We start from the raw sequence: 14,665 nt of genomic DNA on the forward strand, positions 1-14,665 counted from the left end.
CCCCTTCGTCCGCTACCGCCCCCCAACACCCCACGTGCCACGCTGCCAGCCCTTCACCGTGCAGAACCTCACCTCCCTTCGCGCCCGGCCCGCCATGGCGAAGTCTGCACGGCTGCGGCCCCCCGTGCCCCGTGCCCTGGCCGTGGGCGTCGCGCTGGCCTGGTGCGGCCTGCCGCTGGCGGCCCTGGCGCAGGCTGCAGCAGCGCCCAGCGCCTGGGACGCACCCCCAGCGTTGCGCACCTCGCCCCTGCTGCAGGAAAAGATTCCCGACGCCGTGCGTTCGCAATTGCCCGTCTTTGTGAAGGGCGACCACATCAGCGGCCAGACCGACCTCAATGCCCTGATTGAAGGCAATGCCGAGCTGCGCCGGGGCGACACGGTCATCCGCGCCGACCGGCTCGACTACAACGTGCCCGAGGACCTGGCCAAGGCGAACGGCAAGGTGCGCATCAACCGCGCGGGCAATGTGTATGAAGGCACGGCGCTGGAGTTGCGGGTGGAGGCCTTCGAGGGGTTCTTCAGCGACGCGCGCTACCGCTTCCTGGCCACGCAGGCGCATGGAGATGCGACGCGGGTGGACTTTGTAGACCGCTACCGTGCCGTGGTGCACAACGGCACCTACACCACCTGCGAGCGTGGCAACGAAGAGAGCTGGCAGCCCGACTGGGTGCTGCGCGCAGCCACCATCCGCATCGACAACGAGGAAGAGGTGGGCACCGCCGAAGATGCGGTGCTGGAGTTCAAGGGCATCTCGGTGCTGCCCATTCCGTACATCACCTTCCCGCTGTCGGAAAAGCGCAAGTCCGGCCTGCTGCCGCCCACCGTCGGGCTCGACAGCCGCGACGGCGTGACCTACATGCAGCCGTACTACTGGAACATCGCGCCCAACCGCGATGCCACCTTGCGCGCCGCGCTCATGACCAAGCGCGGTGCCAACGTGGGCGGCGAGTTCCGCTACCTGGAGCCAACTTACAAAGGCCAGATCAGTGCCGATGTGATGCCCACCGACCGCCTGCGCGACCGTGTGCGCTGGAGCTTCAGCGGCAAACACGAGGGCGCGTTCGACACCGGCATCGGCGGGCTGGGGCTGAACCTCAACCTCAACCGCGTGAGTGATGACAACTACTGGCGCGACTTCAGCCGTGCCACTGATCAATTGCGCCAGCGCCTGTTGCCCAACGATGCCATCCTGTCCTGGGGCCGCAACGACATGTCGGCCACCGTGCGCACGCTCAAGTGGCAGACGCTGCAAGACGTGAGCTCGCCCATCGTGCCGCCGTACGACCGCATGCCGCAGGTGCAATGGCGCTACAACCCCTCACAGCTGGGCGGCGGATTCGATGCCAGCGTGGAGCTGGACACCACGCGCTTCGAAGCGGCCCGCGCGCTCACGGGCCAGCCCAATGCCGATCGCAGCTACGCCATGGCGCAGATCAGCCGCCCCTTCCTGTCGCCGGGTGGCTTCATCACCCCGCGCCTGCAGCTGCATGCTACGCAGTATCAGTTTGACTCGGCCCTGTCCAACGGCCAGCGCTCGGCCAGCCGCACGCTGCCTACCTTTAGCCTGGACAGCGGCCTGGTGTTCGAGCGCGACACCGCCTACTTTGGCCGCGCCTTCCTGCAGACACTGGAGCCCAGGGCGTTCTACACCTACACGCCCTACCGCGACCAGAGCATGCTGCCGGTGTACGACACAGCGGCCAATGACTTCAATTTCGCGACCATCTACACAGAGAACGCGTTTGGCGGCAACGACCGGCTGGCCGACAACAACCTGCTGACCCTGGGCGTGACGACACGCCTGCTGGATCCCGACACCGGTGCCCAGGCAGCGCGCTTCGGCATTGCCCAGCGGGTGCGTTTCTCGGACCAGAAGGTCACCCTGCCAGGGGGCGCACCGGTCAGTGAGCGCCTGTCGGACCTGCTGCTGGGCGCGGGCATCAACTGGACACCGCAGTGGGGCTTTGACTCCACCGTACAGTACAACCCCAAGACCGGGCAGTCCATCCGTTCGACCATCGGCGCGCGCTACAGCCCCAGCAACTACCGCACCGTGAGCGCGGCCTACCGCCTGCAGCGCGGCACCAGCGAGCAGATTGACATCGGCTGGCAGTGGCCGCTGAACGACCTGTGGGGTGACAAGGGCAAGGACCTGGGCGCAGGCCGTGGCCAGGGCGGCGGGCGCTGGTACAGCGTGGGCCGCCTGAACTACAGCCTCCAGGACCGCAAACTCGTGGACACCGTGGTGGGCTTCGAGTACGACAGCTGCTGCTGGATCGGACGCGTGGTGCTGGAGCGCCTGCAAAGCAGCGTGACCAGCTCCAACACGCGCCTGCTGTTCCAGATCGAATTTGTGGGCTTCTCCCGCTTGAGCCTGGGCTCCAGCCCGCTCGATTCCTTCAAGCAAAATGTGCCGCGTTACCAAAACCTGCGCGAGCAGGTCTCCACGCCCAGCCGCTTCAGCAACTACGACTAGACCATGAATCACCGTGTACTCGCACTGGCCTTGACCGCCGCGTTGGCATCCCTCGTGGCGCAAGGCGCTGCGGCCCAGGGCCTGCGCCCCTTGGGGACCTCGTCTTCGGGCAAGACGGGGTTGTCCTCCTCGCCGACCGCGCGCCCTGCGGCTGTGCCATCCATCACGCTGCCCGCGCCTTCCGCCAGTACGGCCCCGCGCTCGGCCGATTTCATCGTGGCGGTGGTCAACTCCGAGCCCGTGACCAACTACGAGGTGCGCTCGCGCCTGGCACGTGCCGAGGCGCAGATCGCCAAACAAGGCGGCGCCATGCCGCCGCGTGATGCGTTGGCGCGCGAAGTCCTCGAACGCATCATTCTGGAGAAGGTGCAGCTGCAGCAGGCCCGCGAATCAGGTATCAAAGTCGATGACTTCGCCGTGTCGCAGGCCGAGCAGGGCGTGGCCCGCCAGAACGACATGACGGTGGACGAGCTGTATGCGCGCCTGGCCCGCGACGGAATGAGCAAGGATCGGTTTCGCGAAGAGCTGCGTAACCAGCTGCTGCAGCAGCGCCTGCGCGAGCGCGAAGTCGAAGCGCGGGTGAAGGTGAGCGATCTGGACGTGGACCAGTTCCTGCGTGAAGAGCAAAAGGGCACGGATGTCGCCGCCATGGAGATCAACCTCGGCCATGTGCTGGTGCTGGTACCTGAAAACGCCACCCCCGCGCAGGTAGCTGAGCGGCAGGCACGGGCACAGCGCGCGGCCGACAAGGTGCGCGCAGGCGAAGACTTTGCGGCGGTCGCCCGCGAGTTCTCGGATGCACCTGAAGGCCAGCGCGCCGGTGGATTGCTGGGCCTGCGGCCTGCGGATCGTTATCCAGAATTGTTTGTGAATTCCACCCTCGGCCTGCCTGTGGGCTCCATCGTGGGCCCGGTGCGCTCGCCAGCGGGCTTTCACGTGCTCAAGGTGGTGGAACGTGTGACGGCGGGTATGCCGACCACGGTAGTGCAAAACCACGCGCGCCACATCTTGCTGCGCACGGGCCCTCAGTTGTCCGAAGCTGCCGCGGCCGCGCGCCTGGCCGACTACCGCCGCCGCGTGCTGGCGGGCCAGGCCGACTTTGCAGCCCTGGCGCGCGAGCATTCGCAGGACGGCAGCTCCAAGGAGGGCGGCGATCTGGGCTGGGCCAACCCTGGCCGGTATGTGCCCGAGTTCGAGCAGGCGCTGGACGCCCTCAAGCCCGGCGACATCAGCGAACCCCTGGTTTCTCGCTTTGGCGTGCACCTGATCCAGCTGCTGGAACGCCGTGAGGCCAAGCTCACCCAGCGCGAGCAGCGCGAAATGGCCCGCAGCACGGTGCGCGAGAAGAAGCTCGACGAAGCCTACGCCACCTGGGCGCAGGAGCTGCGCGGACGGGCGTATGTCGAGTACCGCGAGCCGCCCCAGTGAGTGCAACGCACACTGTTCCCGACCCGAACAACCTCAGACACGACAACAGGTAAGGCCGCGTTGAAACACATTCCCCGCAAGCGCTTTGGGCAACATTTTTTGTCCGACAAGGGCATCATCGATGACATCGTGCAGGCCATCGCCCCGCTGCCCGGCCAGCCCATGGTCGAGATCGGGCCCGGTCTTGCCGCGCTGACCCAGCCCCTGGTTGAGCGCCTGGGCCGTCTTACGGTCATCGAGCTGGACCGCGATCTGGCATTGCGCCTGCGCCTGCATGGTCAACTGGATGTGATCGAGTCGGATGTGCTCAAGGTGGATTTCACGGCGCTGGCACAGACCCTGCGCGAGAAAGCCGCGCAGCCTGATCTGCGCCTGCGTGTGGTGGGCAACCTGCCGTACAACATCTCCACGCCCATCCTGTTTCACCTGCTGGCGCATGTGCAGGTCATCGAAGACCAGCACTTCATGCTGCAAAAGGAGGTGATCGATCGCATGGTGGCCCAGCCCGCCACGAGCGACTACGGGCGCCTTTCGGTCATGCTGCAGTGGCGCTACGCCATGGAAAACGTGTTGTTTGTGCCGCCCGAGAGCTTCGACCCGCCACCGCGCGTGGACAGCGCCGTGGTGCGCATGGTGCCGCACGCAGAGCCTGCACCCCTGTCGGTGCCCCTGCTGGAGGAACTGGTCCAGGTCGCCTTCAGCCAGCGCCGCAAGCTGCTGCGCCACACCCTGGGCCGCTGGCTCGAAGCCCGTCAGTTCACTGGCACCTTCGACACCCAGCGCCGCGCCGAGGAAGTGCCCGTGGCCGAATACGTAGCGCTGGCGCAGATTTGCTCTTAAATTGATAGCTTTCGGTGCTTGATGGTCGAGCGCAAGGCGCCATTTTGGTTGTAGATGCGATGGCTTATCGGGCGATGCTGCTCAATCTGCCTGCGATGGCGTCGCGCTTGTAGCTTCGGCGCCTCATTTCGTCGCTACCGTGGCAACCGGCACGGCCCAGACCAGAGACACAGCGCAAGGGCCGCCCCGCCGCGCTGGTGTCGTCCCCCTTCCCGAATCGCGTAAGCGATTCGAGAGAAGGGGGAAGGCGCGGAGCGCCTCAGGGGTAAGTACCGAATTCAGGCGGCGCTGAGCCAATACCCGGCATTGAAGGGGCTGCTCATGCGCAGCGCCATGGGCGACACGTCCACGAGCTTGTCCGTGGGCATCTTTTCAGCGGGTTCGCCGTTGATCTCGATGCCTTCTACGGCTTGGGTGTCGCTAGCCTCGTTCGCCCGTTCTGCTTGGCTGGTGGATGCAGAACGGGCTACAGAAAAGAATAGAAACACCGGAAGGGGATCTTGCGATCACCCCAGTAATCGGCAGCGTCACGGAAGATGTCGAGCAGCTGCTCGCGTGCTTCCTTGTCGAACTTGCCCGTGGCAGGAATCTGCTCCAGTACCACAATAAAACCAGGCTGTGGGCCCGATTTGTGCAAGGGGTCTGTCATGCAGTCGTACAACGCATCGAAGTTCTTGCCGAAGTGCGATGGAAACGTGAATTGGCCGGCAATCAGGTCCAGCACATCCTGCTTGGATTGCGCGTGGGCCAGGTTGGCGTACAAGAAATGATGACCCATGGAAGTGGCTGCATCCTGCAGGTCCTGCACGCGGAAGGCGCGAATGGACTGCACGATGTTGGTGCGCACGCCACGCAGTGGCGTTTCCAGGTCTTTACGAAGTGGCGTCTGCATCTCCGCTACTCTTTCTTTATAAAGTCCACAAACTTCTGGCATCTCACAAGGCTGCAGGATGCGGCCTGTGAATGGGGAATTCAATGGGGCGCGGCGTACGCTTTCAGGGATGGGCTGGTTGGCGCACACCGCATTGGGGGTTACTCGACGATCTCGCGAAAACTGGCGTAGTGGTCGCTGGTGTAGTAGCAGGCGTCCGGCGTCCGGGGCTTGCCGCCACACACGATGCGCCGGGCTCCCCGGTCGCGCGATCCTGGCGTTCTGACGGTGTATTCACGGTAGTAGCCCCGCTTTTGGGCGGGCAACAGCCGCTCGCGATTGCCAAAAACCGATCCGTCCTTGTCGTACGGAAAGGGCCCGCCCTCACGGATCAGCGCATACGTTGTCCGCCCTTGAGGCGGCAACTCGGCCAGTGCGATGGGGGTGATGGACCCGTCGGTGGACGGGGATTTCCGGGCATGTCCCGCAACCGGAGACAGCACGAAAGCAACACCCAAAACACACAATAACCCTGCTTTGCGCGCCCGGGTGGCTACAGCCTTCAGCATCAACGAACCTTTCAGAAACTACGGGTTAACCCGAAATTTCGACCTGCTAGTGTCGCTCAATGGTCCCCAAAAAGCAAGCGCCTGCACAAAGATTGGGCAGGCGCTGAAGGGCTTTGCAAGGGGTTTAAGTTAGCGCTTGCTATTGTTTGAAGGCTTACCGTAAGGCGTTGGCATCGGCTACGGTGAGTGCTGTCATGTTCACAATACGACGCACGGTAGCGCTGGGTGTCAGGATATGAACCGGCTTGGCAGCGCCCAGCAGTACGGGACCGATGGCAATGCCACCGCCTGCTGCGGTCTTGAGCAGGTTGTAGGCAATGTTGGCGGCGTCGATGTTGGGGAACACGAGCAAGTTGGCGTCGCCGGTCAGTTCGCTGCTGGGCATGAGCGCCGAGCGGGCCTTGCCGTCCAGCGCCACGTCGCCGTGCATTTCACCGTCCACTTCCAGCCAGGGCGCCTGCTGGCGCAGCAGTTCCAGCGTCCGACGCATCTTCACGGCGCTAGGGCTGTTGCTGGTGCCGAAGTTGGAGTGCGACAGCAGCGCAGCCTTGGGCTTGATACCAAAGCGCATCATTTCTTCAGCGGCCAGGGCGGTGATCTCGGCCAGTTCCTGTGGCGTGGGATCGTAGTTGACATGCGTGTCCACCAGGAACACCTGGCGGCCTGGCAGCATCAGGCCATTCATGCAGGCGTACACAGGCACGTCCTGCTCAGTGCTGTCGGCGCCGCCTGCATGCTTGCCGATGACCTGGTCGATGTACATCAGGTGGTTGGCCGTGGTGCCCCAGGTACCGCAGATCAGGCCGTCGACTTCGCCTTTGTGCAGCATCATCGAACCGATGAGCGTGAGGCGGCGGCGCATCTCGATCTTGGCAACCTGCTGGGTGATGCCCTTGCGCTCGGTCATGCGGTGGTAGGTCTGCCAGAAGTCGCGGTAGCGGTGGTCGAAGTCGGTGTTGACCACGTCGTAGTCCACGCCCTCCTTCAGGCGCAGGCCAAACTTTTCGATGCGCTGGGCGATGATGGCGGGGCGTCCAATCAAGGTGGGGCGGGCCACTTTTTCGTCCACCACGATCTGCGCGGCGCGCAGCACGCGCTCCTCTTCCCCTTCCGCATAGGCCACCCGCTTCTTGGCGGCATTGCGGGCCGCGTCAAAGATGGGTTTCATCGTCGTGCCGGAGGCATACACAAAGGTCTGCAGCCGGTCGCGGTACGCGTCCATGTCAGCGATGGGGCGCTGTGCCACGCCGCTGTCCATGGCGGCCTGGGCCACGGCCGGCGCGATCTTCATCATCAGGCGCGGGTCGAACGGTTTGGGAATCAGGTACTCAGGTCCGAAGGTCAGCTTCTCGCCTACGTAGGCCGCTGCCACCACCTCGCTCTGCTCAGCCTGGGCCAGCTCGGCGATGGCGTGTACTGCTGCGATCTCCATCTCATCGGTGATGGTAGTGGCGCCGCAGTCCAGTGCGCCGCGGAAGATGTACGGGAAGCACAGGACGTTGTTGACCTGGTTGGGGTAGTCCGAGCGGCCCGTGGCCATGATGATGTCGCCGCGCACGCTGTGTGCGAGCTCTGGCGTGATCTCGGGGTTGGGGTTGGCCAGCGCGAAGATCACCGGCCGCTCGGCCATGGTGGCGACCATCTCGGGCTTAAGCACATTGCCTGCCGACAGGCCCAGGAACACGTCTGCACCCACCATCACCTCCGCCAGCTTGCGTGCGTCGGTCTTCTGCATGAACTGACGCTTGTCGTCGTCCATCAGCTCTTCGCGGCCTTCATAGACCACACCAGCCAGGTCGGTGACGAACACGTTCTTGCGCTGCACGCCCACCTTGAGCAGCAGGTTCAGGCAGGCCAGGGCTGCAGCACCGGCACCACTGGTGACCAGCTTCACGTCTTCGATCTTCTTGCCCGCCACCTTCAGCGCATTCACGATGGCGGCCGCCACCGTGATGGCCGTGCCGTGCTGGTCATCGTGGAAGACCGGAATCTTCATGCGCTTGCGCAGCTCGCGCTCCACATAGAAGCAGTCCGGGGCCTTGATGTCTTCGAGGTTGACGGCGCCAAAGGTCGGTTCCAGCGCGGCAATCACTTCCACCAGCTTGGCGGGGTCCTTCTCGTCGATCTCGATGTCGAACACGTCCACGCCCGCGAACTTCTTGAACAGAACGGCTTTGCCTTCCATCACCGGCTTGGACGCCAGCGCGCCGATGTCGCCCAGGCCCAGCACGGCCGTGCCGTTGGTGATCACGGCCACCAGATTGCCGCGCGAGGTGTAGCGGAAGGCGTTGGCTGGGTCCTTGACGATCTCTTCGCAGGGCGCTGCCACACCGGGCGAGTACGCCAGCGCGAGATCGTGCTGGTTGATCATCTGTTTGGTGGCGGCAATAGCCAGCTTGCCGGGCTTGGGAAACTCGTGGTACTCGAGAGCGGCACGGCGCAACTGGGCACGCTTGTCGGAATCGTTGTTGTTGTCGTTGTTCTGGGCCGTGATGTTCTCGGGCATTCAGTGTCTCCAACTCAAGGGGTGGGGGCCAAAACCGTACTCCAGTGGGTCTGCAGCAGGCTGTCAGCTTTGTAAGGGTCTGCGATTGTAGGGCGAGGGCCGTGAAAACCCTAGTAAGCGAATCTGCTTATGTGGGTGGGAGTGCCGTGACTTTTTTCATTACTAACGTTTAAATTTCAGAGCTGTCTTTGCAGTCCCTCAATTCGCGGCGATGTCATCCCGTGCCGCAAAGAAGTTTTTTGTTCCAAATTGCATGATGTGCCTCAGTCGCGCAGCAAAGGAAGTAGCCGCACATGCGGCGGCACTCAAGTTTTGGATGAATTTGCGACTGCCCCTCGCTTTGCTCTGAAAAACAAAGAGTGACAAGGGTGAAGACATTCGGTAAAACCACAGTCTCCGAATTGTTAATTCTCTTTTGCCTGCCGTTTGAGTCTCCACGCGAATCCTGCTCGCGTTGTAGGTGGACCAGTTCAAAGGCGACGCACCTTCATGAAACAACAGATGGCCACCACCTGGTGGCTCACGGGCCTGCCAGGCTCCGGTAAAACCACCCTCGCTCAGGCATTGGCAGATGCGCTGCGTATGCGCGGAGAACCTGCCTGCGTTCTTGATGGCGATGAACTGCGCCAAGGGCTGTGCACAGACCTGGGGTTTGACGAAGCAAGTCGTGCAGAAAATGTGCGCCGTGCAGCGCACCTTGCGCAGATGCTCAACGCCAATGCCATTCACGCCATCGTTGCTATGGTCTCCCCCGCATCCACTGCACGTGCTGCTGCCTACGCCACGATAGGCACGCAGCGATGCTTTGAAATCCACGTCAGCACTCCGCTGGAAATCTGCGAACAGCGAGACCCCAAGGGCCTGTATGCCAAGGCGCGTGCCAATCAGTTGACACAGATGACAGGCATACACGCGGCCTACGAGGAGCCTGATGCACCAGCGCTTCGCCTGGACACCAGCGTGATCGAAGTGGGCCAGGCCGTGCAGCGGATGCTCAATGGCTGGAGCGCGACACCCGAACAATCTACATGAACACACCACAAACCTTGCGCTACCACTTCATTGCCGGCCTGCCGCGTTCTGGCTCCACACTGCTGTCGGCACTCCTGCTGCAGAACCCACGCTTTCACGCAGGCATGACCAGCCCGGTGGGTGGGCTGTTTCGCAACATGCTCAACCAGCTGGGTGCGGGAAGCGAATTTGGGCCGGTGGTCACCAAAGAGCAACGTAGGCGGCTGTCGCGGGGGCTGTTTGAAAGCTACTACGCAGACCAGGCCGGTCACAAGGACGTCATCTTTGACACCAACCGCATGTGGAGCGCGCAGATGCCTGCGCTCATGGACCTGTTTCCTGGGGCCAAACTGATTGCCTGCGTGCGCAACGTGGCATGGGTGATGGACAGCATAGAGCGCAGGTACCGCGCCAACCCTTACGAAATCACCCGCCTCTTTAACGACGATACTGAACGCAACACGGTCTACAGCCGTGTGGAGACCCTGGCCCAGCGCAACCGCATGGTGGGCTACCCGTGGACAGCGCTGAAGGAAGCCTTTTACGGCGAACACGCCAGCTCACTGCTGCTGGTGGATTACGACCTGCTCGCGCAGGCGCCGCACAAAGTGCTGCCGCTGATCTACCAGTTTCTGGGCGAGCCCGAATTTGCACACGACTTCGAGCAGGTGAAATACGACGCACCGGAGTTTGACGAAGCACTGGGCCTGCACGGACTGCACCAGGTACGCCCGCAGGTAGGACTGCAGCGGCGCGAGACCATTCTGCCGCCGGACTTGTTCGAGCAATACAGCAAGCTGTCGTTCTGGCAGGACCATGCCAACAGCCGGGCCAATGTGATCACTGCCAAGTCCGCTGCTTCGGCAGAAAGCCATTGATTGCTTCCATATTGATAGCTGGTTTTGCAATGCAGACAGGCGCAAGAGCCATTTTTTACAAAAAATCATGACCACTGACCACACATCTGCAGCCCCCTCATCTCCGGTGCAAGAGGTGCTTTTCATTGACAGCCGAGTGCCGGACTTGCAGGCCATCATGGCCGCCGCCAGGCCGGGAGTGAAGGTAGTCATCCTGGACCCTAACGAAAGCGGCGTGGCGCAGATGGCCAAGGCACTGGACGGGCTGCATGGTCTGGCGTCCATCAGCGTGGTATCGCACGGAGACGAGGGGGTGCTGCTGCTGGGCAACGGCCCGCTATTCAGTGACAACCTGGAGCAATACCAGGCGCAGCTCAAGGCGATTGGCGCAGCACTGGGCGCTGACGGCGACCTGCTGCTGTATGGCTGCGACGTGGGGGCGGGCGAGGCGGGAGCCCAGTTCCTGAAGGCGTTGGCGCAATTGACGGGGGCGGATGTGGCCGCCTCCAACGACAGCACAGCGGGTGCGGTGCGTGGTGGAGATTGGGATCTGGAGGTCACCACGGGGCAGATCGAGGCGCCCGCTGCGTTGGATGCGCAGGTGCTGGAGGGTTATGACTTCAGTCTGCACACGGCCAGTGTCAACACGGTGGCGCAGCTCAAGGCTGCCATCGCCACGGGCAGCATAGATGGCCAGGATGATGTCATCACACTGACCGGCAACATCACGTTTGCCGGTGCGGCAGATGCTGTCTCTGTCAATGTGACGGATGGGCACAACATGTCTATCGTTGGTGGCGGTTTTACCCTCAGCGGCGGAAATCTCGCGCGAGTTCTCAACGTTGCCGCCAGTGGGGCTGGCAGCGCGGTCTCAATTGACAACCTCACCATCACCAATGGTTTGGCCGCCGGTGCAGGTGGTAGCAGTGACCGCACCGTCGGGTCGCCTGGTTCTGCCGGCCTGGGCGGTGGAATTCAGAACAGCGGTGTCTTGACGATTTCGAACAGCACCATCACGGTGAACAAGGCTTCTGGTGGTGGCGGTTCGGGGGGGAGCTCGGGCCTGATAAACGGCGGTGGCGGTGGAGGTGGTGGCTTTGGCTCTGGATTAGGTGGAACCGGAGGCGACAGCGCTTACGGCACGGGGCCGTCTTCAAGCCCAGGTGCAGGCGTCGGTGGGAGCGGAGGACATGGCGGTGGTCGGCCAAGCGGGGGCGGCGCGGGTGGTTCGAGCGGCGGCGGTTCAGGAGGCAGCTATGGTGGTCTGAGTGGTTATTCTGTTGGCGGCAACGGCGGCACTGCGAACAATGGATCCATCTCTATTGGCGGTGGCGGCGGCGGCGCCGGGGGGAACGGTCTCGGGGGCGCAGGAGGTGGAGCCGCAGGGGCGATCTACAACACCGGGACGCTCACGATCACTGGCAGCTCGATCACAAACAATATCGGTGCAGGCGGCGGCGGCGGCGGCGGCGGCGCGGCGAATTACGCATCATCGGGCAATGGGGGAGCTGGTGGCGTTGGGGTAGGTGGCATCTGGTCCACGGGCACGCTCATCATGGACACCACTTCATCCAATTCGGTGTCTACAGGCAATATCGGTGCAGGAGGCAGCGGTGGCGGAGCAAGCGGAACGGGCAACATCCCGGGCACTGCAGGCACTGGCACAAATGGCATTCGTGGAACCGTGACGCCTTACGTGGCTCCGGCGTCTGTTGCCAGCGCCACATACGATGCTTCGACGGGAGTGCTGTCGGTCACGGGCACCAACATCACCAACGGTGGGACGATAGATGTATCCAAGCTCACTCTCACAGGCCAGGCTGGCTCCTACACCCTGACCACAGCCAACGTCACCGCCGGTAGCGGCACGGCCTTCAGCGTCACTCTGAACGCAGCCGACCAGCTGGCCATTAACGGCATTCTGAACAAGAACGGCACCAGCGCGGTGGACACTACCACCTTCAACCTGGCAGCGGCCGCCAACTGGGATGTGACCGCTTCAGCTGCCGCCGACCTTACCGGTAACGGCGTAACAGTATCGAACGTCACTGCACCAACGATTACCTCAGCGACTTACGACGGCAGCACCCACGTCTTCACCGTCACCGGCACCAACTTGGTCAAGACCATCGGTGCAACGAATGACATCACGATCTCCGCATTGACGATCACCGGCGAAGGCGGTGCAACACGCGTGCTGTCCACCACGGGCAATGTGGAAGTCACCTCGGCCACCAGCTTCACCTTTACCCTGGCTGGCGCCGATATTGCTGCGGTTGATACCCTTTTGAACAAGAACGGCACTTCTGCTGTCAGCACCACCACGTACAACATCGCTGCCGCCGACGATTGGAACAGCGTCATCACCGGCGGCAACATCCAGGATCTGACAGGCAACGGCATCACGGTCTCCAACGCCGCGCCCAGCATCCTCTCGTCCACTTACGATGCCGCTACTGGCATCCTCTCGGTATCGGTCGTCAACATCGCGGGTGGCGATACCATTGATGTGAGCAAGCTCTCGGTCGTCGGCCAGGGCGGGGGATCCTACACGCTGACCACGGCCAATGTCACGGCTGGCAGTTCCACGGCCTTCTCAGTTACGCTCAATGCCGCAGACAAGCTCGCTGTCAACGGCTTCCTGAATAACAACGGCACTAGCGCGGTGGATACCACCGCCTTCAACCTGGCCGCTGCCGCCAGCTGGAACGCGACCACCACATCGGGTGCCGACCTGACCGGCAATGCCGTGACTGTGTCGAATGTCTCGGCCCCCACCATCACGTCGGCCACCTACGACGTCGCCACCCACATCCTCACGGTCACCGGCACGGGCCTGGTCAAGACCCTGGGGGCGACGAACGACGTCACGGTCTCCGCCCTGACCATCACCGGTGAGGGCGGCTCCACGCGCACCCTGTCTACCACCGGCAACGTGGAAGTCACCTCTGCTACCAGCTTTGCCGTGACCCTGGCCGGTGCCGACCAGGCGGCCGTGGAGGCGCTTTTCAACAAGAACGGCACCACTTCCACAAGCGGCGCCACCTATAACTTGGCAGCGGCAGACGATTGGAACAGTCTGGTCACCGGCGGCAACATCGCTGACGCCGTATCCCCCATCACGGTGAGCAGCGTTCCCCCGCCGACCATCACCAGCTCCACCTACAACGCCAACACGGGCGTGCTAACGGTCACCGGTACCGGATTGACCAGCGTCACGGGTGCCAACAATGACATCGTGGCCAACAAGTTGAGCCTGCAGGGCGAAGGGGGGAGCAGCTACACGTTAACCACCACCAGCAACGTGGAGATCACGAGCAGCACCAGCTTCACGATGAACCTAAGCGCTGTAGACCGATTGGGTGCCAACCTGATCCTGAACAAGAACGGCACCAGTTCCACCAGCGTCAACACCTACAACCTCATTGCCGCAGAGGACTGGGCTGCTGGGGCGGACCCTGCCGTGGTTCTGGCTGACCTGACGGGCAATGGCATTACGGTGAGTAATGTGGTGGCACCCACCGTCACGTCAGCCACCTACAACGTAGCCACGGGCGTGCTGGTGGTCACGGGCAATAACTTCCTCTCGCTGACCGGGGCGAACAATGACATCACGGCCAACCGCATTCGCTTTCTGGGCCAGGGGGCGTTCAACTACACGTTGACCAACACGCCCAATGTGGACATCACGTCCAACACCAGCTTCACCATGACCATGAGCGTCACTGACAAGGCCCAGTTGGCGCTGCGGCTGAACAAGGACGGCACCAGCTCCACCGACGCCACCACCTACAACATAGGCATGCTGGAGGACTGGAACACAGGTGCGGCCACGGCCGTGGTGATCGCCGACCTGTTTGGCAATCCGATCACGGTCTCTGGCAATGACCAAGATGCCCCTGTATGGGTCTCGGCAAGCGTCAATGGTGCCAGTCTCGTGCTTACCTACGCCGACACCAGCAGCCTGGATGCCATCAACGTAGCAGGCACAACAACCTTCGCAGTGGTTTCCGGGGGTGTCGCTAACACAGTGACTGGCGTGGCCGTGAACGGCTCCGCCAAAACTGTGACTTTGACCTTGACGACGCCGGTAGGGTTTGCCGAAGT

Annotated in this window: 10 protein-coding genes; 6 read left to right on the forward strand and 4 right to left on the reverse strand. The window is 62.8% G+C overall.

What is annotated here, in order from left to right:
• Positions 1 to 94: 94 nt before the first annotated feature.
• The 3 genes from AC1Q64_RS13375 to rsmA are packed head-to-tail and all read left to right on the forward strand — an operon-like array spanning position 95 to position 4,744.
• The gene (locus AC1Q64_RS13375) at positions 95 to 2,476 is read left to right on the forward strand and encodes an LPS-assembly protein LptD (protein ID WP_291434293.1); all 2,382 of its coding nucleotides are present in this window, start codon (positions 95 to 97) and stop codon (positions 2,474 to 2,476) included.
• 3 nt (positions 2,477 to 2,479) lie between these two features.
• Positions 2,480 to 3,904 carry a peptidylprolyl isomerase gene (locus tag AC1Q64_RS13380; RefSeq protein ID WP_492251650.1) on the forward strand — a complete coding sequence of 475 codons (1,425 nt, stop codon included), beginning with the start codon at positions 2,480 to 2,482 and terminating at the stop codon, positions 3,902 to 3,904.
• 60 nt (positions 3,905 to 3,964) lie between these two features.
• Positions 3,965 to 4,744, forward strand: a complete 780-nt coding sequence (gene rsmA / locus AC1Q64_RS13385) for a 16S rRNA (adenine(1518)-N(6)/adenine(1519)-N(6))-dimethyltransferase RsmA (protein ID WP_291434296.1) — start codon at positions 3,965 to 3,967, stop codon at positions 4,742 to 4,744.
• 278 nt (positions 4,745 to 5,022) lie between these two features.
• Here the strand turns inward: rsmA and AC1Q64_RS13390 are convergent, their stop codons facing one another.
• From AC1Q64_RS13390 to AC1Q64_RS13405, 4 genes are all read right to left on the reverse strand, one after another.
• Positions 5,023 to 5,232 carry a hypothetical protein gene (locus tag AC1Q64_RS13390; RefSeq protein WP_015016367.1) on the reverse strand — a complete coding sequence of 70 codons (210 nt, stop codon included), beginning with the start codon at positions 5,230 to 5,232 and terminating at the stop codon, positions 5,023 to 5,025.
• Complete coding sequence (locus AC1Q64_RS13395) at positions 5,211 to 5,636, reverse strand: barstar family protein (RefSeq protein WP_010464776.1); 426 nt, start codon at positions 5,634 to 5,636, stop codon at positions 5,211 to 5,213. Before AC1Q64_RS13395 ends, AC1Q64_RS13390 begins: the two co-directional genes overlap by 22 nt.
• 140 nt (positions 5,637 to 5,776) lie before the next feature.
• Positions 5,777 to 6,184: a guanyl-specific ribonuclease gene (locus AC1Q64_RS13400; RefSeq protein ID WP_291434306.1), complete on the reverse strand. Its 408-nt coding sequence runs from the start codon at positions 6,182 to 6,184 to the stop codon at positions 5,777 to 5,779.
• A 154-nt stretch (positions 6,185 to 6,338) separates the two neighbouring features.
• On the reverse strand, positions 6,339 to 8,690 hold the full coding sequence (locus AC1Q64_RS13405; RefSeq protein ID WP_492251651.1) for an NADP-dependent malic enzyme: 2,352 nt from the start codon (positions 8,688 to 8,690) through the stop codon (positions 6,339 to 6,341).
• 426 nt (positions 8,691 to 9,116) lie between these two features.
• Between AC1Q64_RS13405 and cysC the strand changes: the two genes are divergently transcribed.
• The 3 genes from cysC to AC1Q64_RS13420 form a co-directional block, all read left to right on the forward strand.
• Positions 9,117 to 9,722: an adenylyl-sulfate kinase gene (gene cysC / locus AC1Q64_RS13410; protein WP_291434310.1), complete on the forward strand. Its 606-nt coding sequence runs from the start codon at positions 9,117 to 9,119 to the stop codon at positions 9,720 to 9,722.
• Positions 9,719 to 10,579: a sulfotransferase family protein gene (locus tag AC1Q64_RS13415; RefSeq protein WP_291434312.1), complete on the forward strand. Its 861-nt coding sequence runs from the start codon at positions 9,719 to 9,721 to the stop codon at positions 10,577 to 10,579. Before cysC ends, AC1Q64_RS13415 begins: the two co-directional genes overlap by 4 nt.
• A 67-nt stretch (positions 10,580 to 10,646) precedes the next feature.
• On the forward strand, positions 10,647 to 14,665 hold a 4,019-nt coding region (locus AC1Q64_RS13420), incomplete at its 3' end, for a DUF4347 domain-containing protein (RefSeq protein ID WP_492251652.1).

It is taken from the genome of Acidovorax sp. GW835-FHT14G06 (assembly GCF_058793595.1).